This window comes from Streptomyces sp. NBC_00299 (genome assembly GCF_036173045.1).
GTDB classification, from domain to species: Bacteria; Actinomycetota; Actinomycetes; order Streptomycetales; family Streptomycetaceae; genus Streptomyces; species Streptomyces machairae.
The window spans coordinates 8,387,450-8,410,237 of the sequence record NZ_CP108039.1; the positions used below are offsets into that span (position 1 = coordinate 8,387,450).

The 22,788-nt window shown below is 72.3% G+C and carries 23 protein-coding genes; 16 read left to right on the forward strand and 7 right to left on the reverse strand.

Annotated features, from left to right (window positions below; genetic code table 11):
- Positions 1-716: 716 nt before the first annotated feature.
- Together OHT51_RS37260 and OHT51_RS37265 are read right to left on the reverse strand one after the other, a co-directional pair.
- Positions 717-1,163, reverse strand: a complete 447-nt coding sequence (locus OHT51_RS37260) for a hypothetical protein (protein ID WP_328883299.1) — start codon at positions 1,161-1,163, stop codon at positions 717-719.
- A 221-nt stretch (positions 1,164-1,384) separates the two neighbouring features.
- Positions 1,385-3,961 carry a SpoIIE family protein phosphatase gene (locus OHT51_RS37265; RefSeq protein ID WP_328883300.1) on the reverse strand — a complete coding sequence of 859 codons (2,577 nt, stop codon included), beginning with the start codon at positions 3,959-3,961 and terminating at the stop codon, positions 1,385-1,387.
- A 689-nt stretch (positions 3,962-4,650) separates the two neighbouring features.
- Between OHT51_RS37265 and OHT51_RS37270 the strand changes: the two genes are divergently transcribed.
- Both OHT51_RS37270 and OHT51_RS37275 read left to right on the forward strand, forming a co-directional pair.
- Entirely contained in the window at positions 4,651-4,854 is a 204-nt protein-coding gene (locus tag OHT51_RS37270; protein WP_062705208.1) for a cold-shock protein, read from the forward strand.
- Between the two features lie 178 nt (positions 4,855-5,032).
- On the forward strand, positions 5,033-6,457 hold the full coding sequence (locus tag OHT51_RS37275) for a DEAD/DEAH box helicase (RefSeq protein ID WP_328883301.1): 1,425 nt from the start codon (positions 5,033-5,035) through the stop codon (positions 6,455-6,457).
- 76 nt (positions 6,458-6,533) lie between these two features.
- Here the strand turns inward: OHT51_RS37275 and OHT51_RS37280 are convergent, their stop codons facing one another.
- From OHT51_RS37280 to OHT51_RS37290, 3 genes are all read right to left on the reverse strand, one after another.
- A complete protein-coding gene (locus OHT51_RS37280; protein ID WP_328883302.1) occupies positions 6,534-7,721 on the reverse strand; it encodes a cytochrome P450 in 1,188 nt (395 codons plus the stop codon).
- A gap of 156 nt (positions 7,722-7,877) precedes the next feature.
- On the reverse strand, positions 7,878-8,441 hold the full coding sequence (locus OHT51_RS37285; RefSeq protein WP_328883303.1) for a hypothetical protein: 564 nt from the start codon (positions 8,439-8,441) through the stop codon (positions 7,878-7,880).
- A gap of 331 nt (positions 8,442-8,772) precedes the next feature.
- Complete coding sequence (locus OHT51_RS37290) at positions 8,773-9,342, reverse strand: hypothetical protein (protein WP_328883304.1); 570 nt, start codon at positions 9,340-9,342, stop codon at positions 8,773-8,775.
- Between the two features lie 27 nt (positions 9,343-9,369).
- Between OHT51_RS37290 and OHT51_RS37295 the strand changes: the two genes are divergently transcribed.
- Positions 9,370-10,017 carry a PP2C family protein-serine/threonine phosphatase gene (locus tag OHT51_RS37295; protein WP_328883305.1) on the forward strand — a complete coding sequence of 216 codons (648 nt, stop codon included), beginning with the start codon at positions 9,370-9,372 and terminating at the stop codon, positions 10,015-10,017.
- 12 nt (positions 10,018-10,029) lie between these two features.
- Here OHT51_RS37295 and OHT51_RS37300 read toward each other — a convergent pair whose 3' ends face one another.
- Positions 10,030-10,185 (reverse strand): hypothetical protein, encoded by a 156-nt coding sequence (locus OHT51_RS37300; protein WP_328883306.1) that lies wholly within the window; start codon positions 10,183-10,185, stop codon positions 10,030-10,032.
- A gap of 221 nt (positions 10,186-10,406) precedes the next feature.
- Here OHT51_RS37300 and OHT51_RS37305 point away from each other — a divergent pair, with 221 nt between their 5' ends.
- On the forward strand, positions 10,407-10,811 hold the full coding sequence (locus OHT51_RS37305; RefSeq protein WP_328883307.1) for a hypothetical protein: 405 nt from the start codon (positions 10,407-10,409) through the stop codon (positions 10,809-10,811).
- Here the strand turns inward: OHT51_RS37305 and OHT51_RS37310 are convergent.
- The gene (locus OHT51_RS37310; RefSeq protein ID WP_328883308.1) at positions 10,780-11,268 is read right to left on the reverse strand and encodes a hypothetical protein; all 489 of its coding nucleotides are present in this window, start codon (positions 11,266-11,268) and stop codon (positions 10,780-10,782) included. The genes OHT51_RS37305 and OHT51_RS37310 overlap by 32 nt on opposite strands.
- Positions 11,269-11,482: 214 nt before the next feature.
- Here OHT51_RS37310 and OHT51_RS37315 point away from each other — a divergent pair, with 214 nt between their 5' ends.
- From OHT51_RS37315 to OHT51_RS37370, 12 genes are all read left to right on the forward strand, one after another.
- The gene (locus tag OHT51_RS37315; protein WP_328883309.1) at positions 11,483-12,082 is read left to right on the forward strand and encodes a DUF998 domain-containing protein; all 600 of its coding nucleotides are present in this window, start codon (positions 11,483-11,485) and stop codon (positions 12,080-12,082) included.
- Positions 12,083-12,137: 55 nt separating this feature from the next.
- On the forward strand, positions 12,138-12,881 hold the full coding sequence (locus tag OHT51_RS37320) for a DUF1775 domain-containing protein (RefSeq protein WP_328883310.1): 744 nt from the start codon (positions 12,138-12,140) through the stop codon (positions 12,879-12,881).
- Between the two features lie 107 nt (positions 12,882-12,988).
- Entirely contained in the window at positions 12,989-13,204 is a 216-nt protein-coding gene (locus OHT51_RS37325; RefSeq protein WP_328883311.1) for a hypothetical protein, read from the forward strand.
- Positions 13,204-15,540: a heavy metal translocating P-type ATPase gene (locus OHT51_RS37330; protein ID WP_328883312.1), complete on the forward strand. Its 2,337-nt coding sequence runs from the start codon at positions 13,204-13,206 to the stop codon at positions 15,538-15,540. The genes OHT51_RS37325 and OHT51_RS37330 overlap by 1 nt, the downstream gene beginning before the upstream one ends.
- A 32-nt stretch (positions 15,541-15,572) precedes the next feature.
- Positions 15,573-16,103: a copper chaperone PCu(A)C gene (locus OHT51_RS37335; protein WP_328884562.1), complete on the forward strand. Its 531-nt coding sequence runs from the start codon at positions 15,573-15,575 to the stop codon at positions 16,101-16,103.
- Positions 16,104-16,286: 183 nt separating this feature from the next.
- Positions 16,287-17,018, forward strand: coding sequence for a hypothetical protein (locus OHT51_RS37340; RefSeq protein ID WP_328883313.1), 732 nt, complete (start codon positions 16,287-16,289; stop codon positions 17,016-17,018).
- 246 nt (positions 17,019-17,264) lie between these two features.
- Entirely contained in the window at positions 17,265-17,960 is a 696-nt protein-coding gene (locus tag OHT51_RS37345) for a sigma-70 family RNA polymerase sigma factor (protein ID WP_443052644.1), read from the forward strand.
- 112 nt (positions 17,961-18,072) lie between these two features.
- Complete coding sequence (locus tag OHT51_RS37350) at positions 18,073-19,143, forward strand: ABC transporter substrate-binding protein (protein ID WP_328883315.1); 1,071 nt, start codon at positions 18,073-18,075, stop codon at positions 19,141-19,143.
- A complete protein-coding gene (locus OHT51_RS37355) occupies positions 19,140-20,207 on the forward strand; it encodes a FecCD family ABC transporter permease (RefSeq protein ID WP_328883316.1) in 1,068 nt (355 codons plus the stop codon). Before OHT51_RS37350 ends, OHT51_RS37355 begins: the two co-directional genes overlap by 4 nt.
- A complete protein-coding gene (locus OHT51_RS37360; RefSeq protein WP_328883317.1) occupies positions 20,204-21,064 on the forward strand; it encodes an ABC transporter ATP-binding protein in 861 nt (286 codons plus the stop codon). Before OHT51_RS37355 ends, OHT51_RS37360 begins: the two co-directional genes overlap by 4 nt.
- Before the next feature lie 28 nt (positions 21,065-21,092).
- Complete coding sequence (locus OHT51_RS37365; protein ID WP_328883318.1) at positions 21,093-21,317, forward strand: hypothetical protein; 225 nt, start codon at positions 21,093-21,095, stop codon at positions 21,315-21,317.
- Positions 21,318-21,429: 112 nt separating this feature from the next.
- The gene (locus OHT51_RS37370) at positions 21,430-22,788 is read left to right on the forward strand and encodes an MFS transporter (protein WP_328883319.1); all 1,359 of its coding nucleotides are present in this window, start codon (positions 21,430-21,432) and stop codon (positions 22,786-22,788) included.

Here is a 22,788-nt window from a genome sequence, read left to right on the forward strand (position 1 = left end):
TGACCGTGCACCCCCGGCACCTCTGTGTCGGCGCCGACCACCTCCTCCAGTACGTTCAGCAGCGCCCGGTCCGAGCCCTGATGGGACAGACTCTCGCGCAGTCGCCGCCAGCGCAGCGCGATCGCCCGCTCGGGATGGGCGACGTTTCGGGAGGTGTCCAGGTACACGGAGGCGAACGGGCCCGGCTCCGCGTAGAGGGGGTCAAGGAACGACAACCTCATCGCAACTCCTCGTCGATGGTCTCCCCTCCTTTGATGATGCGGGCCCCGGCAGGCCGCTGAGCAGCCGGGCTCCGTAGCCGGATGAAGGAGCAGTCTGCGCGGGGGCACCAGATCGGGGCGGGGGCCGCCTTGCCCCACGTGAATACCGGCTTCTGGGCCGTATTCGACAGACCGAGCGGCGCATTCGTGAGCTTGGTTCGGTCCACATGACCGGAAGACACTCGACGCCTTCGAGGGCATCGCGCGCCGGACCGAGAGCGCAGTGAAGTGATCCCGCAGCCGTCGGCTCCTGCAAGACCTCGGTTGAGACAGCCCCGGGAGGCGTATCGGTAGGGTCGGGCTTGTCCTAGCGGAGGTTGGCGGATACGAACAAGGACAATCCTCGTCGGCAGGTGCGGTTGTCGTTCCTTGCGTGACGAGGGTGCCGACTGTAGGTCTGAAGTCCGGCCGTACCAAGTGAGTGCGGCTTGCCCTTGCTTTGTAGCGGCGGACTCATCATCCGTCGGCCGCGGGTTCGAGTCCCACCCGCCCCACCAGGCACCTCTGGCCCGAGCCCGACTCCCCGGCGAGGCCGACGATCTGGCCGGCCCCGATGGTGAACGACACGTCGTCGACGAGTTTCCGGTCCCCGGCCCGCACCGTCAGCCCGGAGATGGTCAGCAGGCTGTCTTGCTCCGTGCCGGCCGCTGTCCCCGCACCGGCCGGCGCCGAAGACGCCTGCGCCGCGCCGCCCGTGCCGGGTCGGCCGGTCCCGCCGCGTCCGCCGTCCCGGTCGGTGTGGGCGAAGCGCCGCGGGTTCGCGGGTCGACGAGTGAGGCGACGCCATCTCCGAGGAGCATGGCGCCCACACCGGTGACGCAGCTGGCGGAACACCGCCCCACCACGGCCCCGGCCAGCGGCCCGGCCGTCCTGGCCTGCGGCGGCGTCCAGCGAGCAGAGCACCAGGCGGCCACCGTGCCCGAGCTGCTGTCCCCACAGCGCCGGCCGACCGTCGACGAGTTCAACCGAGCCTTCTCCGGCCGTCGGCCAGCGGATATGTGGCCCCCTTCCACATCACTACGGCCGCCGACAGGGACAGTGCCAGGACCTGGGACCCGTCGAGTTACCAGGGGGGTACCGGAAGATCGGGGCAGGGGGCAGCGGGGTTCGGAGAGCCTGCTGCCTCACGGCGGCGGGCCGGAGCCGGCGTGTGCGGACGCCGGCTTTGTCGCCGTCTGCGGTGGCGGAGCGTACTCGGTGAGCAGGAGGGCGATGTCGTCCGCCCTGTCGGCGGAACGGCGGGCGTTCCGCAGCAGCGCGTCGGCCAGATCCTCCAGGCGGCCCCCGCCCAAGCGGGCAAGTGACGCCCGGAGCCGGTCGATGTCGGAATCGATGTCCGAGTCACGCCTCTCGATCAGTCCGTCCGTGTACAGGGCCAGGACCGACCCGGGTACGAGGCGCAGCTCCGACTCCGGAAAGTGTGCCGCTGTGTCGATGCCGAGCAGAGGGCCGCCGGGCACATCCAGGACTTCGGCCCGGCCGTCGGGCAGGCGCAGCAAGGGCAGGGGGTGGCCGGCACGGACGATGCGCACGACCCCCGAGCGAGGACGGAGGCGGGCGTAGCAGCAGCTTGCGAGGAGCGCCGGGTCGAGGTCCATGTGGAGCCGGTTGGTGTTGGCGACGACGTCGCTCGGCCGGTGGCCGGCGGTGGCGAAGGCCCGCACCGCGCTTCGCAGCTGGCCCATGGCAGCCGCGGCGGCGACGTTGTGCCCCTCGACGTCCCCGACGATCAGCGCGACCTCGTCGCCGGTGGGGATGACGTCGTACCAGTCGCCGCCGATGTCCATCCCTCGGGTGCCCGGAAGATAGCGCCCGGTGACATCGAGGCCCGGCAGTGTGGGCAGCCGGTGCGGCAGCAGCGCGTTCTGCAGGCCGCGGGCGAGGGCGAATTCCGCGTCGTAGAGCCTGGCGCGTTCCAGGGCCTGGGCGATGAGGCCGCCCAGCGCGGTGAGGACTCCGCGCTCCTCGTCGGGAAATCGGTGAACGTCGTCGAAGCCGAGCAGACAGACGCCGACCGGGCGGTTCGAGGCGATCAAGGGCAGGAACGCCCAGGAGTTGGACTGACTGACCATGATCCCGGGGTAGGTCTCGAGAAGCTCCTCACGGGACTCGACGAACAGCGGGGCCCCGGAGGTCAGCGCGTCCGTCACCGGCAGCCGGGCATGCAGCGGAGTGCCTTCGAACCGGGCGAGAAAGCGCTTCGAGTAGCCGCGCTGATCGAGCAGGCGCAGGCGCCGCGCCTCCACCACGGCAATCGCCAGCTTCTGACCGCCGAAAGCGGGCAGCAGCTGCTCGGCGACGGCCTCGAACACCTCGTGTGCGGTGACCGCCTCGGTGAGCGCGCTGCCCAGCGTGAGCACCCGGTAGAGGGAACCCACGCGCGGGGCCGCGGGCGGAGGCGACCAGGAGGCGGGCGGCCCCCCTTCCGCGAGGGTTGCCCCGGGTCCGGTGTCGGCCGGTACCGGCTGTCGCACGGGTGCCGCCCACCCCGTCATGCCCTGAGCGCCCGGGTGGAGGGAGAAGACCAGCCATGTGGCCGGAGGGCGGCGGACCAGGAAGGAGACCGGTTGCTGGGAGATCAGGGCGGCTCGGTAGCGGTCCTCGTACACGGGATCGGCCAGCCAGGGCAGGACGTCCCAGGGGCGTCGGCCGAGCAGTTCGTCCTGGCGGACCCGCAGCAGATCCTCCATGCTGTGGTTGGCGTAGGCGACGCGGCCGTCGGGCGAGAGCGCGAAGAAGCCGTCCGCGAGCCGCTCGATCGCCGCCACGGCGGCCATGCGGCTCCCGGAGTCGAGTACGGCGCCGACCAGATGGGCCGAGGCCTGAAGGTCGTCAGGGCTCTCGGGCACCCTGCCCCACAGCTCGACGGTGTGGTGGCCCCCGCGGCCGTCCCGGATGCGCAGGCAGTGTGCCAGTACGTGGCGTTCCTGGACCGCGGCACGGGCGGTGGACCGGAAGCCGGGCAGATCCGCGGGCTCGATCATGGCCGCCAGGGTGGCCGCCCGTCCGTCGAACTCGCGGGGCGGCATTCCGAGGATCGCGCACAGCTCGTCGTCGGCCGTGAGGGCTCCGGTGCCGAGATTCCAGTCGAACAGACCCACCCGGATCACCGGAGCGGACGGCAACGGGACCACTACCGGAGCCGTCCGTTCGTCGTACTCGCCGAGCGCGCCGCGGGTCCGCAGTCCGGCGAGGGTGGTGCCCAGCCGGTCGGCGGCGGAGCGCAGCTTCCGGCGCTGCGCCCTCGACAGCCCTGTCCCGTCCGGCCTGGCCGTCCACACCACGGCCATGGTGCCGAACGTCCGCTCGCCCGCCCGTACGGGGACCGATGCAGAACCGAACGGGTAGGGCAGGGCGACCGAGAGCTGCGGGAAGCGCCGCATCGTCTCCTCCGCGCCGGCCAGATGGACCATGCGCCCGGAGCGGTACGCCTCCGCCACTGGCAGGCCGCTGTTCACCGGGATCCGACGCCACCCGCTGAGCAGGGAGGGCGGCGACCCGCACGACGCGGCCACTACGAGCGAGCGGTGGTCGCCGGAGAGCAGAAACACGCTTCCGGTATGCGCTCCGGTCAGCTCCACGGCACCGACGATGCCACTGACCAGCGCGTCGTCGCGCTCGGGCGTTTCGCCGACGCTTGCGGCGCCGAACGGGTACAAGTTCGATGCCACACCGTTGGCCGACACGTTGCCCTCGATCATCGATGGATGATTTGTTCCATTTTAGGACGGTCTATAGCTCCCCGTGGGCAGGCGCCGGGCCGCGGACGCGGCGATCAGCGCGGCAACGCAGGAGACCCTGCGTTCGTGCAAGCCACGACTGTCGGTCCCGTCGTCGGAGGCGCTGGCGAGGAGGGTGTGGGACCCGGGGTCGAGGGCGCACACAGAGTGGATCTCGGCACCGTGGCCCTCAAGGACCGCCTCTTCGGCACGCGGGGCGACTGCCGCCCACTCGGCTCGGTACGGCCCTTTCGCCGCCAGGGGCCCGTAGAACTGTCCGAGCCCGTCCTGCGTCTCGGTCACGCTGAACAGGGCCGCGCGCCAGGCGGGGTCGCAGTCGGGAGCGCGTGGGTACGGCGCTGATCCGGTACACGTCGGAATCCGGATAGCCTGGGGTTGCCCTAACGGAGGTTGGCGGACACCAACCGGGACAACCCGAACCGGCAGGTGCGACTGAGCTTCCTCGGTTAGGTGCCTGGCGAGGGCACCGATTCCTCAGGCGCGATTGGCTTTCCTCGAGTAATGCCGGATGCGCGTGCCGTGCTAAACTTGGTGACAGTTGTAGTTGTGGTTCCCGAAACTTCAGGTGCTTATCCGGACGGGGCTTATTTGGCACCGCAGGGGTTCGCACGGCGTAGGTCCCCGGGTACTGCCCCCAAAGGAGAAAAGATATGGCTACCGGCACCGTCAAGTGGTTCAACGCGGAAAAGGGATTCGGTTTCATCGAGCAGGACGGCGGCGGCCCGGACGTCTTCGCCCACTACTCGAACATCGCCGCCCAGGGCTTCCGTGAGCTTCAGGAAGGTCAGAAGGTAAACTTCGACGTCACGCAGGGCCAGAAGGGTCCGCAGGCGGAGAACATCACTCCCGCCTGACGTCGAAACGCATGAGGTAGCTGAGGCCCCGCCTTGCGGCGGGGCCTCAGCTTGCTTTTTCCGGCATTTCGTCGGAATTCGTTATTCTTTGGATTTGCATTCGGCTCGTTCTTGCAATTTGTCCGGCTCATTCCTGTCGGGGATTTCTTGATGCGCGCCCTCATCAGGAAGGTTCTCCTTGAGCCGTTCAGTCAGCACCGGGCGTCGTTCCTCCGCAGCACCGGGGGAGTTCGCACTGCCGGCCACCGTCACCCCCGCCCTCCCCGCCGCAGCGACCTTCGGCGAACTGGACATGCCCGTCGCGTTGCTGGAGATGCTCACCGGCCGCGGCCTGACCAAGCCGTTCCCGATCCAGGCCACCACACTGCCGAACTCCCTCGCAGGGCGGGACGTGCTGGGTCGCGCGCGCACCGGGTCGGGCAAGACGCTCGCCTTCGGCCTGGCGCTCCTCGTGCGCACGGCCGGCCGGCGTGCCGAGGCGCGGAAGCCGCTGGCCCTGGTCCTCACTCCCACGCGCGAGCTGGCCCAGCAGGTCACCGATGAGCTCACCCCGTACGCCCGGTTGCTGAAGCTGCGGCTGGCCACGGTGGTCGGCGGCATGTCGATGGGCCGGCAGGCCGGCGCGCTGCGTGCCGGGGCCGAGGTGGTCGTCGCTACTCCTGGCCGCCTCGCGGATCTCGTCGAGCGCAAGGACTGCCGCCTGGACCGAGTGAGCATCACCGTCCTGGACGAGGCCGACCAGATGGCGGACATGGGCTTCATGCCGCAGGTCACCGAACTGCTGGACCAGGTACGCCCCGACGGCCAGCGCATGCTGTTCTCGGCCACGCTGGACCGCAACATCGACCTCCTGGTCCGTCGTTACCTCCATGACCCGGTGGTCCACTCGGTCGACCCGTCGGCGGGCGCGGTCACCACGATGGAGCATCACGTGCTGCAGGTGCACGGCGCCGACAAGTACGCCACCGCCACCGAGATCGCCGCCCGCGACGGCCGCGTGATCATGTTCCTGGACACCAAGCATGCTGTCGACCAGTTCACCAAGCACCTGCTGAGCAGCGGCGTAAAGGCCGCGGCCCTGCACGGCGGCAAGTCGCAGCCCCAGCGCACCCGCACCCTGGCGCAGTTCAAGACCGGTGATGTCACGACGCTGGTGGCCACCAACGTCGCGGCCCGGGGCATTCACGTCGACGACCTCGATCTCGTCGTCAACGTCGATCCGCCCGGCGACCACAAGGACTACCTGCACCGCGGTGGCCGTACCGCCCGCGCCGGCGAGTCCGGCAGGGTCGTCACGCTGGTCCTCCCCAACCAGCGCCGGGACATGGCCCGTCTCCTGTCCGACGCGGGTATCAGGCCGCAGATCACGCAGGTCCGCTCCGGCGAGGCCGAGCTGAGCCGCATCACCGGTGCCCAGGCTCCCTCCGATGTGCCCGTCGCCGGCAGTGGGCCGGCCGCCGAGCGCCCGAAGCGCGGCGGTGCCCCCTTCCGCGGTCTGGGCACCCGCCCGGGGCGGTCCGGTGGTGGCGAGTCCCGCCGGTCCGCCGAGGCCCGCCAGATTGCCGAGGCCCGCAAGGCCGCCCGGGTCCGCCGTGGCGCATAGGTGAGCGGCGACGCCCCCTCGTACAACTGCAAGGCGTGATCGCCAGGTCAGGGAAGGGGAGTGACCCGGCGTCGCGTCAGCGTTGCGCGGGCACGTCCCAGCGCACGCGCAGGGACGGGGGCTTCCGGAAGACCAGGCCGCCGGCGGCCGTGGACGAGGAAGGGTCGAGCCGCAGGCCGGGGAGGCGGTCGAGCAGTGCGAGGAGACAGACGCGGGTCTCCAGACGCGCGAGGTGGGCGCCCAGACAGAAGTGCGGACCGTGCGCGAAGGCCAGCTGCAGACGGGAGTTGTCCCGTCGCAGGTCGAAACGGTCGGGGTCCTGGAAGACCTCGGGGTCGCGGTTCGCGCCGGCGAGTGAGACGACCACCAGATCACCGCGCCGCACGTCGGCCCCGCCGATCGTCACGTCGGCGGTGGCGTAGCGGTCCACGACCGCCGCTGCGGGTTCCAGGCGGAGCGATTCCTCGATCGCCGCGTCGGCCAGGTCCGGATCGGCACGCACGAGGGCGAGTTGATCCGGGTGTGCCAACAAGTGCAGTACGACGTTGGCGATCATGCCCTCGGTCGTCTCGATACCGCCGAACATCAGCACGGCGGCGTTGGCGACCACCTCCGGCAGCGTCAGGCGCTCGCTCTCGGCCGCCGCGACGAGCAGGGACGCCCCGCTTCCTGCCGTGACCGTAGCCTCGACGCTTCCCCGCAGCTGGTCGAACGCCACCGCCCCCGCGGGGTTCGCCGACAGGCCGGCGGTGATGTCGGAGACCGCGCCCACGATGGCGTCGTACCAGGACAGCACCGCCTCGGCGTCCGCGTCGACCAATCCGAGCGACTCGGCGACGACGGCGACGGCCAGGGGCCCGGCCACCTCCCGGCGCAGTTCGGCGCTGCCTCGCGGCCTGATGCGCTCCACGAGCCGGGCGGCTTCCCGTTCCACGAACCCGGTGAACCGGTCGTGCACATCCTGCGTGCGGAACGGGTCGGTGAAGGGGGCGCGGTGGCGTTTGTGCTCGGCGCCCTCCAGGGAGAGCATGCTCGGACCGACCACCTGGGCGGTGGAGAAGCGGGGGTCGTCGACCGTGAAGGTTGCTGAGTCGCGCATCATCCGTAGCGCGAGATCACGCCGCGTCACCAGCCAGCCGCCCAGCACGGGAACCCACGAGACCGGCTCGTGGGCGCGCAGCAGGGCCAGCCGGGGGTGGGGGTGGTCCTCCAGGTCCGTGAGCGTGGTCGCGGAGCCGAGCGGAAACCGGCGCGCTGTCACCATCCGGAGCTGCCCCCTGTTCTTGTACCTGGACCTGTACCTGTCCCGGTTCCTGGGAGATCCCGTTCCTGGAATTCCGGCCTCCCCGGAGCCCACTCCGAGAGTATGCGTCCCCGGTTGCGGGTCCGGGACTGCCCCAAGGGCCCCGCTTGGCCCCGCTCACGCCCGTAGGCGTGCACCTGACGCGTGCTGGCGTACCAGTTGCGGCCCGGTCTCCTCACCGGCGTGCGGTGCGGCCTCACCGTGTGCGGCGGCGGGCTTGCAGAGCCCCTGTCGGCGGGACAGCTCGGCCGCGCAGCGCTGCAGGGCCACCTCCAGGATCTCCGGCATGTTCAGGGTGCCGGTGCCGTCCGGCGGGACGAGCCAGCGCAGCGAGCCCCAGCGGCAGTGCGGGGCGGGAGCGGTGATCCACGTGCCCGCGCCGAGGAGGCGCACGCCGGTGCCGATCCACACCGTCTGCGGCTCCGGGGGCAGCAGGAAGCCCACGTGCCGGCGCCGGGTGTCCAGCAGGCAGGGGCCGCGGTCGAGCAGGGGCAGCTCGTCCAGCAGGTCGGCGACGCGCAGCCCGAGGTCCTCCGGCACGATCAGCACGTCCCAGAACCGTCCGGCGGCCAGGAGCGTGACGCCGGTGCTGCCGTTCTGCCACTCCTGTTTGCAGGCGCCGGGGTCCTCCGATGCCGCAGCCAGCCACTCCATTGACCTCGTCCACTCCGTGAGTGCCATGTAAAGCCTCCTTGAGGTGCGCAGACGACCGAGAGGTGGAGGCCTCAGTGCAGCGGGTGCCCGGGGTCGCGGCCACACGCCGGGGCTCAATTCCCCGTATGGGGCGAGCGCCCGCGCATCAAACAGGCAGATATATGCGGGGCGTGCGCCCCTGTGCCCGCCCGTTGCCGCCAGTCGCAGCCGGGTCACCATCCGTGCGCCGTCCGTGCCCCCGTTACGCAGGGCAAATCCTCGTCGGGCGGGGTGGTGGGCGCTAGGCAACCTGTGCGTCGCCTGTGTGGGTTTGTCACTCTTTTAGAGTGTTTGGTGTGGTGCGCTGGTTCCAGACATTTCACAGACCGGCGACGGTGCGGCCCGTCGCGTCCCCCGGCGTACCCGAGCAGGACGTCGGCATGCCGTCCCGGCTGACCGAGCCGCGCATGGCGGTGGAGCGGATCGGCACCACGCTGGACGAGGGCGTCACGTACGCCGAGCTGACCCGGGAGGCGGCCGCGCAGACAGGCGGCACGGCGGCGGTCCTGCGGGGCGGGAGCGGAGCCGGTGCGGGGTACGTGGCCGTCCACGGAGACCCGGCGGTGCTGCCCGACATCCGGCGGGCCCGGGCCGCGGCCAAGGAGGCGGCACGGCAGGCGACCGGACCGGACGAGGGCAGGGCCGCGGTTATGTCGTCCGGTGGCCCCGGCCCGAGCTCCGCGTCCCCCTGGTCACCGACGGGCTCCGGTACGGCGTACTGGTCTGCGCCCGCGATCGGCCACCGTTCACCGGGACGGAGGCGGAATTCCTCGCTCTCCTCACCGAACGCGCCGCCTCCCACATCCGGCACGCCCGGGAGCACGAGCGGGTCAAGGGCATCGTCGGCAAGCTCCAGCGGGCCCTGCTCGCCGAACCCGGCCGACCGCACCCGAACCTGGACGTCGCCATCCGGTACATGCCGGTCGGGCAGAGCGCGCTCGTCGGCGGCGACTGGTGCGAGACCGTCCGCCTGCACTTCGGCCGGACGCTGCTCGTCGTCGGCGACGTCATGGGGCACGGCCTGGAGGCGGCCGTGGACATGACCGCCTACCGCTCCGCCCTGCGTTACATCGCCTCCGCCGACCTGCCGCCGCACCGCGTGCTGCGCCAGCTCGACGACATCGCCGCCACGGAACCGGAGCGCCGGCCGGCCACGTGTCTGATCGCGCGCCTCGACCCCAACCGGGGCCAGGTGACCCTGGCCAGCGCCGGCCACCTGCCCCCGGCCGTGATCGACGGAGAGGGGCGCACCTCACTGCTGCCGGTGCCGGTCGGCCCGCCCCTGGGCACGGGCCTCGGCGGCTACGAGCCCGCTACCTACAAGCTCTCGCCGGCCCAGACCCTGCTGCTGTTCACGGACGGACTCGTAGAGCATCGCGGTGAGGACATCGACCACTCCCTGGACCGGCTGGCCGGTGTCGGCTTCGAGTCCGGCGACAGTGTCGAGGGCGTCATCGACACGGTGCTCGCCCGCCTCGACGCCGTGAATGCCGAGGACGACGTCGCCGTACTCGCCGCCCAGCTGCACGAGCGCTCCCCGCTCCCGGGCGAGGTGCAGGGCTGAGCCGTCCCGCGCTCACCAGTCGTCGCCGTCGTACGGCGCGCCCGAGACGTACGGGTCATGCCGCCGCCCCGGCGATCCGGAAGGCTGGGCGGCCGGCGGCAGGCCCGCCTCGTGCAGTGCGGCGCACCACGGGCAGTCGGCGGTGTCCTCGCTGTCGTTCCGGTCCATGAAAGAGGCTCCTGTCTCGATCGAGGCGAACGGTGTCACGGCGGTGCCGGACGGTCTCCCGCCACGGACGCTGCGGGGATGGTCGGGGCGGCGCCGGACGGGCGCGGGGGTGGTGCGCGTCGGCCACACCATGGCTCCATCCGGGGGATGCGCTCACCCGACTGGGTGGTAGGGGGCGCGACAGGCGTACCACCGGCGCACGCCTCGGCGTTGGCCCCGGCATGGACAGCACTGAGGCGGCTCGGCGTTTGCTCGGAGGCGACGCCGCACCCGTGTCGTACGTCGTACCGGTCACCGGCGTCCGGGGCCAGCCGTCGATCTACGCGGCGCTGGTCGCGGAGTGGCAGGCCCACGGCCGGGCCGTGCCCCGGCGTCATGCCCCACGGTGGGACTCCCTGGCCACGGCCTACGGCCAGGAGCAGGCGGTCACCTCCTGGACAGTCGGCCGGTTCACCGGACTGGCCCGGGCCGTCGGCGCCGAACCGGCGCGTGAGCAGCACGTCGAGTCGGCCGAGCGCGTACCGGCCGTCGTCATTCCCCGGGGCCTGCCCGGACCGGTGGGGCTGTGGGAGTGGAGCGGGAGCAACGGACGCGTCAGCGTGGCCGCCCCGCGTACGGACGACTGACGCGCGCCGGACCGCACCCCGCCAGGCCGGCCTCGCGCAGCGCCGGCGCCACGTCGGCGGGGTCGTAGAGGGCGCCGGTCCCGTCGGGTGGCAGCAGCCACTCCAGGCGCCATCCGGCGCGCAGGTACGGCGGTGGTGCGGCGACCCATGACCCCGTGCCGACATGGCGCACGCCCGGTCCGACCCACTCGGCTGCCGGATCGGGCGGCAGGAAGAAGCCGACCCTGCGCGCCCCGCAGTTCACCAGCACGGGGCCGGACGCCCGGGGCTGCGCCCGTCTGAGCAGATCCAGGGCGCTCAGGCCGAGGTGTTCGGGGACGCTGAGCACGTCCCAGAGCCGTCCGGCCTCCAGCAGCACCGCATCCGCACCGTCGTCCCACTGCTGCTTGCACGCCCGAGGATCCGCGGCGGCCGCGGCCAGCCAATCGACGGCCCTCTTCCCCATGGTGCGCTGCATGTCTGTCCTACCCCCAGCACTCGCCGACCCTGCCGACCCGGGCAGGGCCCCTCATGCTGGTGGATATTTCTATGCGCCGGAAGGGGTGGCGCGGCCTGGCGTTTGCGGTCGTTTCGTTCGAAAGTCGCAGGTCAGTTCGCTTCCGGGGGCGTCATGTGCCCGTCCTCTGCGTGTGCGCGGCGAGCCGACCGAGGTGACGTTCTACCGTAGTTTGATGCGACTTGTCCCGAGATGGGCCCTGTTGTCGTCGGGATGTGCGCCGGTCGTGCTGATCGCAGGCTGGGCGATCGCGGCGCAGCTCGAAGGGCCCCGCTACGACCCCGCCACCCAGACCATCAGTGTCCTGGCGGCCTACGGCGCCGCGGGCTTCTGGGTGATGACGGGAGCCCTGGCCGCCCTGGGCGTCTGCCATTTCGTGACCGCCTGGGGGCTGCGGCCGGCCGCGCTGCCGGGGCGGGTGGCGCTGGGCGCGGGTGGCGTGGTGGCCGTGGTGGTGGCGATGATCCCGCCGCCGAGCAGCGGGGGATCACTGCGCCACGGTACGGCCGTCGGGGTCGGCTTCGCCCTCCTGGCACTCTGGCCCGTACTGGCCGCCGATCACCGCGTCGCCGGACCGTGGGCCCTGCGGCCCGGACCCGCCCTCACAGCGACCGCACTGATGCTCGTCAGCGCGGCCTGGTTCATGATCGAGATGTTTCAGGACGGTCCCGCGGGCGTCGCCGAACGCCTTGTGACGGCCATTCAGTCCCTGTGGCCCTTCGTGGTCGTCGCCTCCTGTCTCCGCCACCCTCCCGACGAGAGCCCCTCGCGCTGAGCCGTCCCCTGCGCTTGAATGCAGCGACCACATCACCGGTACGAGGGAGTCGCACGTGCCCCGCCCCACCCTGCTGACCCGCCGCCTGAGCCGCACCGGCGCCCTGACCGCGGTCGCGTTCGCGGTCGCCGTAACCTTCGCGGGACCGGCCGCGGCGCACACCGAGGTGGAGGCGCAGGGTGCCCGGGCGCTCGACCAGAACGTCGCCCTGAGCTTCACCGCGGAGTCGGAGTCCGCCTCCGCCGGGATCAGCAAGCTCGAGGTGATCCTTCCCGAAGGCCTCACCCCGGCCGACATCACCTTCAAGGAGGGCCCCAAGGGCTGGAAGTTCGCCCCCACCGGCCGGGGCTACACCGTCTCCGGGGCCAAGCTCGCGGTCGGCGAGGACGCCGAGTACGTCGTCACCGTACGGCAGTTGCCCGACGCCAAGTCGCTGGTCTTCAAGACTCTGCAGAGCTACAGCGACGGCAAGGTGGACCGCTGGATCGAGCTGGAGGAGGAGAGCGGCGGCGACGGCCACGGGCACGGCCACCCCGCGCCCCGCCTGGATCTGAAGGCCGCAGCACCGGGCGCGAAGGCCGTCAGCCCCACGCCCAGCGAGGAGCCGACGACCGAGGAGCCGACGACGTCCACGCCCCCGACCGGTGCACCGTCGTCCCCGTCGGCGCAGGCCGCGGCCGATGACACGGACGGCGACGACGGCATGCCGGTGGCCCTGCCGATCGGCATCGGCGCGGCCGTCGTCGTGCTCGGCGCCGGGGCGTGGTGGTTGAGGAGCCGTCGGAGCGGAGCTTCCTGAGACGGCGGCTGCCGGGGCATCCGTATGAGGTGAACCACCGGAGGGACGGGAACTCCCTGCCCTCCGGGCCCGACTCCTGAAGCGGAACGCACCTCAGGAGGCCGGTGATGAAAGACCCACGCAAGCTTGTGCCACCACCCGCCCTCTGCGGGTTTCTGCTGCTGCTCGCCCTGATCTTCACGGCGTCGTACGCCGTCGGAGCAGCCACCGGGCCCGTCGCGCCCGGCATGCACCGCTCCGGGACGAGCGGTGACGGCGGCGGCACGGATTCCGGGGACATGGACATGGGAGACATGGACATGCGGCACGGGAGCGGCGGCTGATGGCCACCGAACCGGCACCCCCGATGACCACCACGGACCTGACCGTCGGCGGGATGACCTGCGCGGCCTGCGTGCGGCGGGTGGAGAAGAAACTCGCCAAGCTGGCGGGCGTGACCGCCACGGTCAATCTGGCCACCGGGCGCGCCCGCGTGAGCCATCCGCCGGACGTCCGCCCCGAGGAACTCGTGGCGACCGTCGAACAGGCCGGATACACGGCCGCGTTGCCCGAACCGCCGAAGGCCCGGCAGCGTCGGGACGGACAGGGGCGCCGGGGCGAGCAGGAGCCCGAGGGGGCCGAGGACGTCCGACAGGACCGTGACCGGCTGCTGGTCACCGCGCTGCTCGCCGTGCCGGTACTCGCACTGTCGATGGTGCCCGCCTGGCAGTTCCGCAACTGGCAGTGGCTGTGCTTCGTCCTGTCCGCGCCGGTCGCCGTGTGGAGCGCCTGGCCGTTCCATGTGCGGGCGCTGCGCGGCCTGCGGCACTCGACGGCGACCATGGACACGCTGGTCTCCCTGGGAGTCGTGGCGTCCTTCTCCTGGTCGGCGTACGCCCTGTTCCTGGGCGGCGCGGGTGCGCCGGGGATGCGGATGCCGTTCAGCCTGCTGCCCGCCGCCTCGGACGGCGTCGCGCACGTGTACCTCGAAGCGGCCGTCGGCGTCCCGCTGTTCGTCCTGGCCGGCCGGTTCCTGGAGGCGCGGGCACGCCACGGCACCGGCGCGGCACTGCGCTCACTGGCCCGGCTCGCCGCCAAGGAGGTGTCGGTACGCGAGGGCGACGGCGCCGAACGCCTCATCGCCATCGAGGAGTTGACGCTCGGGCAGGTCTTCGTTGTACGTCCCGGCGAGCGGGTCGCCACCGACGGAGAGGTGGCGGAGGGCAACTCCGCCGTGGACCTCTCGCTCGTCACCGGGGAGAGCGAGCCCGTCGAGGTCGGACTCGGCTCGACGGTGGTGGGCGGCGCCGTCAACGCCGGCGGTCTGCTCTTGGTGCGGGCCACGGCAGTGGGCGCGGACACTCAGCTCGCCCGCATCACACGGCTGGTGACCGAGGCGCAGGCCGGCAAGGCGCGGGCGCAGCGACTGGCTGACTCCGTGGCCGGGGTGTTCGTGCCCATGGTGCTGGCACTCGCCGCCACCGTGCTCGGGTTCTGGCTCGGCGCCGGGGCCGATCCGCAAGCCGCGATCACCGCGTGCGTGGCCGTCCTGGTCGTGGCCTGCCCCTGTGCGCTGGGCCTGGCGACCCCGACCGCGCTGATGGCCGCCACCGGACGTGGCGCGCAGCTCGGCGTCCTGGTCAGGGGCCCGCAGGCCCTGGAGGGGCTCCAGCACATCGACACCGTCGTCCTCGACAAGACCGGCACGCTCACCTCCGGGCACATGAGCGTCGCCCGCGTCACGACCGTGCCCGACGGGCTCGGCAAGGAAGCCGTGCTGCGGCTGGCCGGGGCGGTGGAGCAGGGCTCGGAACACCCGCTGGGCCGCGCGATCGTCGCGTACACGCGCAGGACCCTGCAAGGGCCGTTGCCCGAGGTGGGCGACTTCCGTGCGGAGCCGGGCCGGGGCGTGCGCGGCCGGGTCGAGGGCCGGCTGGTCGAAGTCCTCGCGCCGGACGACGAGATGCCCGCGGCGCTGGCCGAGGCGCTCCCGGCGGCGGAGGCAGCCGCGCACACGCCCGTCTTCGTCCGCGTCGACGGGGCGACGGTGGCGCTGATCGAGATCGGGGACGTCGTACGACCGGGCAGCTACCGCGCCGTGGACCGGCTGCGGCGGCTCGGTGTGCACCCGGTCCTCGCCACCGGCGACCGCGAGGCACCGGCCAGGGCGGTCGCGTCCGCCCTCGGCATCGAGGAGGTGCACGCCCGCCGCACACCGGAGGACAAGGCAGACCTCGTACGGGAGTTGAGAGCACAGGGCCGCCGGGTCGCGGTCGTCGGCGACGGCGTCAACGACGCGGCGGCGCTGGCCGGTGCCGACCTCGGCATCGCGATGGGCACGGGCGCGGACGTCGCGATCGGGGCCGCCGACGTGACCCTGGTGCGCGGCGACATCGAGGCCCTCGGCGACGCGGTCCGGCTCGCCCGGCGCACCCTGGGCACGATCCGCGCCAACCTGCTGTGGGCCTTCGGCTACAACCTGGTGACCGTGCCGCTCGCCATGGTGGGCCTGCTCAACCCGATGGTCGCCGCGGTGGCCATGTCGGTGAGCTCACTGCTCGTGGTGGGCAACAGCCTGCGGCTACGGGCCTGGCAGCCGGCGCCGACGCCGACCCGGGCGGGCGCGCGGGGCCAAGACCGGGGCCGCAAGCCCGTCAGCACTGGAGGTCGTACCCGATGAGCGTGCCCACGGCCCGACGAACGGCCGAGCCGATGACGGGGCGCACGACCGACCCCCGAGCCTGGCGCCCGACCCGTCGCCGGGTCACCGACGCCCTGCTCGCCGCACTCGCTCCCGTCGCGGCGTGCGCAGTCGCCCTGGCCGGTCTGACCACCTGGGTGGGCTCCGGCAACGCGGGCAGCCCGGCGCGGATCGCGGTCACCGACGGGCGGGTCTTCCTGCCGTACGGCGACGTCCGCGACACCGCCGCGTTCTTCCGGATCACCAACTCCGGGGGCGCGGACGACCGGCTGCTGAAGGTGACATCGTCCGCCGTCGACGGCGACCTGGAGCTCAGCCGGCACCGGATGACCGGCGGCCGGATGGCGTATGCGGAGACGGTCGACTCGGCCCGGGTGCAGGCCGGCGGCGGCCTGGCCATGTCGCCGTACGGCCTCGACGTGACCCTGCGGGCCGACCCGGAGTGGCAGACGGGCGTCTACGTGCCGTTCACGCTCCACTTCGAGCATGGCGGGCGGATCGAGGTGCAGGCGGTGGTGATCCGCCCCGGCGGGCAGCGGTGAAGGCAGCTGCACGGCTCGGGACGCCCCCATAGCCGCCGCACTCCAACTGTCGGTCGGAGAGCGCGCCCAGTTCCCTCTTCGTGACGTGTCCTGTATCACTCTTCTGGGCTTGAGTGCGGGATGGGGGTGTTGTGCGTACCCACCCGTGACGAGTGGGCCCCGGATGCGAGGATGAGGGCCGTCATGACTGCTGGGTGGTGTGTGCGCGCAATTCGGGCCGCGGTGTTCGCGTCCGTCTGTGTGCTGCTCGCTGCCCTCGGCCACGTGCTGATGTCGGGCGCCGCCGTCCCGTGGTGGACCCTGGCCGCCGGTGCCGCCGTCACGGGCGGCGCGGGCTGGTGCCTTGCGGGCCGGGAGCGGGGACTCCCGCTGGTCGTGTCCGTCGTGGTCGCCGCCCAGGGCGGGCTGCACGCGGCCTTCGAGTTCGCGCAGTCCTCCGTCGGCGTCGGGCACGGCATGGGTGCCATGGGCTCCATGTCCGGCTCCCTGTCCGGGCACACGGGCTCGATGGATCACATGTCCACGGATTCCATGGGCTCCATGTCCATGGACCACATGGGCACCGCCTCTATGGGCACCGGCCACATGGGCATGAGCCACATGGACCCGGGCCACATGGGGATGGGCCACGACATGGCTGGCACCTCCTCGCTCGGCATGTTCGCCGCCCACACCCTCGCCGCGCTGCTGTGCGGCCTGTGGCTGGGGCACGGTGAGCGTGCCGCGTTCCGCATCCTGCGGGCCGTCGCCGGATGGCTGGCCGCCCCGCTGCGGCTGTCGTTCGTTCTGCCGCTACCACCGCACCGCCCGCTCCCGCGTCCGCGGCGCGGGCGTTCCGAGCGGGCGCCCAGGCTGCTTCCGCTCGTCCACACGATCACCTCTCGGGGGCCTCCGGCGGGGATCGCTGTCGTCTGAGACAGCCGGTTCCCCGAGGCCGTACGGACACGGACGTCGACACGTCGACGCCGGCCGTGCCTCGGGCCCCGGTCGTACCTGCCGTACGGCCGTGTCCCCTGCATCCCCGGACTCCTCCGGTACGGAGTGCGCATACGGAGCGCCCGTACGCCGTGCACGTGCCCGGTGCCCGGCGGCGACGCCGCAGCGCTCGCCGCCGTCGTGTCGGCCGCCGTGCCGGAGTCCGGAATACCGAGAAGGACTCAGGTGATCACTCCTGCCCTGCCCTCCTCACGCGCGACCCGCGTGAGCCAGACGAAGGCAGCAAAAGGTTCCAGAACGGCGTCCTGCGACGAGTCGACGACCGCGTGGGCGCTGGCCGCCCGTGGTGGTGACCCGGACGCCACCGACCGTTTCGTACGCTCGCTGCACCGTGATGTCGTGCGGTACGTGGCGCATCTGTCCGCCGATCCGCAGGCCGCCGACGACCTGGCCCAGGACACGTTCCTGCGCGCGCTCGGCAGTCTGCACCGGTTCGAGGGCCGTTCCTCGGCGCGCGCATGGCTGCTGTCCATCGCGCGTCGCGCGGTCATCGACAGTCACCGGTACGCCGCCGCCCGGCCGCGGCTGTGCGACACCGACGACTGGACGCTGGTGGCGGAACGCGCCCAGCCGACCGGCCTGCCGGGCTTCGACGACGGCATCGCGCTGCTCGACCTGCTCGACGCGCTGCCCGACGAGCGGCGCGAGGCGTTCGTCCTGACCCAGATGGTGGGCCTGCCGTACGCGGAGGCGGCCGAGATGAGCGACTGCCCCGTCGGGACGGTCCGCTCGCGCGTGGCCCGCGCCCGGGCGACTCTCGTCGAGCAATTGACCGAGGCCGAGGCCGAGGACGCCATGGCCGTCGTCGAACCGGTCGTCGTCGAACCGGCCCTCGCCGAACCGGCCGTCGTGGCCGCGTGACCGGCTGCCCGGTGTCGGTTCCCCCTGCCGGGAACTGACACCGGGTTCGCCCCGACTACTGGATCGGGCGGCGGAGTTCCGCCCGTGCATCTAGTGGATCTGGGGAGTTTCGATGCGTTCTCGTGTGGGGCGGGCTACGACGGCCGCGGTGGTCGGCGGCCTACTGGCGGCGGGCTGTGGCGGCGGGAGCGGCGACAGAGCGAGCCCCGCCGCCGGGAAGGGCGACTCCGCGGGTTACCCGGTCACCGTCACCGACTGCGCGGGCGCCAGGACCACGTTCACCTCGGCCCCGGAAAACATCGTCACCAGCAACGCCTCCAGCCTGGAACTGCTGCTGCGGCTGGGCGCCGGGGACAAGGTGGTCGGCACCGGCTTCCCGCCCGGCAAGGGGACGTTGCCCGGTGAACTCGACGCGCGGGCGCAGCAGGTGAAGGTGCTCAGCGACACCGTCGTCCCCAAGGAGAAACTCCTCGGCTCCGGCGCCGACCTGTACATCGACACCTTCGCCTCGATGAACATGGGCGCAGGCATGGGGGACGCGCCGACCGAGGAGGAGTTCGAGGCGGCGGGCATCAAACACGCCTACCTGAAGTCCACGGCCTGCGCCGCCATGAGCAAGAGCCCGGTCACCGACCTGTCCGCTGTCGAGGACGACATCACCTCCCTCGGCGCCGTCACCGGGACGAGCGGCAAGGCGAAGGAACTCGTCGACGGGATGAAGCAGAAGGTGGATGCCGTCCGCAAGGCGGTGGCCGGCACACCCGAGAGCGAGCGGCCGACCTACTTCTTCTTCGACTACGACGCCGGCACCAAGCAGCCCATGGCCGTCTGCAACCGGCAGGTCGCCAACGCGGTCATCACCCTCGCCGGGGCCCGCAACGTCTTCGCCGACTGCGACGGCGACTACAAGCAGGTCGGCTGGGAGGACGTGATCGACAAGAACCCGGACTGGATCCAGCTCGGCGTGCGCAACCGGGGGAGTGAGGCCGCGAACAAGAAGGCCTTCGACGAGGCACGCAAGTGGCTGGAGTCGAACTCCGCCACCAAGGGCCTGAACGCCGTCAAGAAGGGCCGTTTCCTGCGCATCGGCTCCGAGCGGACCACCATCGCCGGGGTCGAGAACGCCGCCACCGTCGAGGAGATCGCGAAGACCCTCCACCCGGGCAAGGTCGGCAGGCCGTGACGTCCTTGCTGTCGCGGCGCGAGACGGCTCCTGAGGTCCGAACGGTGCCCGTCGGGCCGCTGGCGTCGGTACTCGGCGTCGTGCTCCTGGCCGCGCTGACGGCCGCCGTGGCCTGGGGCTCGACGTCCGTCCCGCCCGCAGAGGTGTGGAGTGCGGTGTGGCACCGGCTGTCCGGCGAGGCGCCGCGTCCCGGCACGAACGACCTCATCGTCTGGCAACTCCGCGTCCCCCGCGCCCTGTTGGCGGCCCTCGTCGGCGCCGGGCTCGGTCTCGTCGGTACGGCGGTGCAGGCGCTGGTGCGCAACCCGCTGGCCGATCCGTACCTCCTGGGCATCTCCAACGGTGCCTCCCTCGGCGCCGTCGCCGCGATCGTGCTCGGGCTCGGGGCCGGCGGCGCGCTGGGGCTCGGGCTGTCCGGGGCGGCCTTCGCCGGAGCCCTGGCCACCTTCGCGCTCGTGTGGGCCGTGGCCCGCAGGGGTGGTGGGTTCGCGCCGCTGCGGCTGGTGCTGGCCGGGGTGGCGATCGGGCAGTTCCTGTCCGGGTTCACCAGCTATCTCGTGCTCCAGGCGGGCGATGAGCAGCAGACCCACAGCGTGCTGTTCTGGCTCATGGGCAGCCTCAGCGGCGCGAACTGGGACCTGCTGGCCGTCCCGGCGTTCGCGGTACCGGCCGGGTGGCTGTGCCTCCAGGCGCGCGCCCGGGGACTGAACGCCCTCCTGATGGGCGACGAGACCGCGGCCGGGCTCGGCGTCGACGTCACCCGGCTGCGGCGCGAACTGTTCACGGTGACCAGCGTGCTCACCGGTGTGCTGGTGGCCGTGTCGGGGGCGATCGCCTTCGTCGCGCTGATGGTGCCGCACGTCTGCCGGCTGGTCGTCGGCGGTGACCACCGGCGCCTGCTGCCCGTCTCGGCACTGTTCGGGGCGCTGCTGCTGGTCGTGGTCGACATCGTCTGCCGTACGGCCATGGACACGCAGGAGTTGCCGGTCGGCGTCGTCACCTCGCTGATCGGTGCTCCGGCACTGCTGTATCTGCTGGACCGGCGCCTGGGGAGCGGCAGTTGAGGATCGACATCGAGGACCTGCACGTCGCGTACGCCGGCCGTACGGTCGTCGCCGGTGCCCAACTCATCGCCGCGGAGGGCGAGATCACCGGCCTCGTCGGACCGAACGGCAGCGGCAAGTCCACGCTCCTGCGAACCGTCTACCGCCATCTGAAGCCGGCCGCGGGCCGGGTCCTGCTGTCCGGCGCCGACCTGCGCCGGCTGACCCCCGCCGAGACGGCCCGCCATGTCGCGGCTCTCCCGCAGGAGCGGGGCGGCGACTTCGAGCTGACCGTCCGCGAGGTCGTCGCCATGGGCCGTACGCCCTACAAGCGGGCCTTCGCCGGGGAGGACACCACCGACCGGGACGTCGTCGCCCGTGCCCTCGCGGACGTCGGCATGGAGCACCACACCGGGCGCCGGTTCACCGAACTGTCCGGCGGGGAACGCCAACGCGTCCTGCTGGCACGGGCGTTCGCCCAGCAGCCGGACGTCCTGGTCCTGGACGAGCCCACCAACCACCTCGACATCCGCCACCAGGTGGAGCTGCTCGCCCTGCTGCGCGCCGGGCGCCGTACGACCCTGGTCTCGCTGCACGACCTCAACGCCGCCGCCTCCGTCTGCGACCGGCTGCACGTGCTGCACGACGGCCGGGTGGTCGCCTCCGGGCCGCCCCGCGAGGTGCTGCAACCCGCCCTGCTGGCAGAGGTGTTCGGCGTACGGGCGACCGTCGTGGACCACCCGCTGACCGGTGATCCGCTGATCGCCTTCGATCACCGGGCGCCGGCGGACGAGTCCGACGGGCACATCAACAGGGATGTCCCCGTGTCGGCCCCGAGCGGCGTCTCGGGGACCGGTCCCGGGCGGTCACACCGGTGAGCGCCCACGATCGCGAAAGGTTCGCACTATGAGCGACATCGAAGGCATCGCCGGCCTGGACCCGGTGGCCACCTTCTGCGGCAACTGCGACTGCGGCTGTCCGCAACTCTTCGTCGACCCCGCCGCCCCGGCCGAGCGCCGGGTGGTCCTCACGGACGACTTCGGGCAGCGGGTGCAGATGAGCGCGGACCAGTTCTCGTCGCTGGTCGCGGAGGCCAAGTCCGGCACGCTGGACGGCCTCGCCACGAACTGATTCTGTATTTCATCATATTTCCGGCCATGCTCGGGAACTCGGCCCCGTGTGCTCCCGACCTCTGGAACGAGGCTGCTGACCGCAGTCGACCGTGAGGGGGAGGGGCGCGAGAGTGAAGGACCGCTGGGTTCTCGTGGCCGTGGCGGGCGCGCTGTCGTTCGTGGCGATGCTCGACATGAACATCGTCAACGTGGCGCTGGCAGACATCGCCGAGGGCCTGCACGTCTCGGCCGCCACGGCACAGTGGGCGGCGCTGGGCTACCAACTCCCGGTCGTCGCCCTGATGTTGCCTGTCGGCCGGTGGCTGGACGGCGCGGGCACGCGGCCCGCGCTGCTGATGGCCACCGTCGGCTTCGCGCTGTGCAGCGCCCTGGCCGCCCTGTCTCCCTGGGCGGCCTGGCTGATCGCGGCCCGGATCGGCCAGGGCGCCTGCGGGGCCGTGCTGTTCGTGCTGATGCCGGTACTGGTGATCCGTGCCGTACGGCCCGCAGCGCGCGCCCGTGCCATGAGCGTGCCCGCGACGCTCGGCCCGCTCGGCGCCGTGACCGGCCCCGCGGTGGGCGGGCTGCTGCTGGACCACCTGGGCTGGCGCTGGGTCTTCCTGGTCAAGATCCCGTTCTGTCTGCTGGCGTTGATCGTGGCCTGGAGGGCGATGCCCGAGGACGGGAGGATGCGCGTGCCCGATCGGCGGGCCCTGGCCGACGCGTCGGCGGTGGCCGGTGGGTTGGCGGCGCTGCTGCTCGCCCTGACCCTGGGGTCCGGGGAGCCGCCGCGGTTCCTGCTCGCGGTGGCCGCCGTGCCGCCGCTGTGGTGGTGGCTGCGCGGACCGGGCGGCCGTCCGGTGACGGGCGTCCTGCGGGCGGCGGGGCTGTTCCGGGCGCACGGCTCGGTGCTGACGCTGGCGGCCGGGTTCGCCGCCATGCACTACGTCGTCGCCCTGCACCTCCGGCGCGACGACGGCATCAGCGCCACCGCGACCGGGCTGACCGTGCTCGCCTTCCCGCTCGGCATGGCCCTGGCCGGGCCCCTGGGCGGACGGCTCGCCGACCGGTACGGGCTGCGACGGGTCGCGGTCACCGGCGCCTCCCTCACCGCGGCCGGGCTCCTGCTGCTGATCCCGCTCGGCGACGCATGGTCCCCGCCCGAGGTGGCGTGGCGGCTGGCGCTGGCCGGCGTCGGCATGGGCCTCAACGGCGGCCCGACCCAGGCTCTGGTCATGGGCGCGGCCCCGGCGGAGCGCATCGCCACCGTCGGCTCGACGGTGCAGGTCGCCCGCGGCCTTGGCTTCACCCTCGGCCCCGCCCTGGCCACCGCCGCCTGGGCCCTCGCCGGCCCCGGCCCCGGCGACGGGGCGCGGGCCGGGCTGGCGCTCGCCGCCGTGGCCGCCTGTCTCGCCGTACCGCTGCTCGCCCTGCCCGGCCGACGGAACGCCGCCGTGCCCGAGCGCACCACCGACACCGTCTCGACCTGA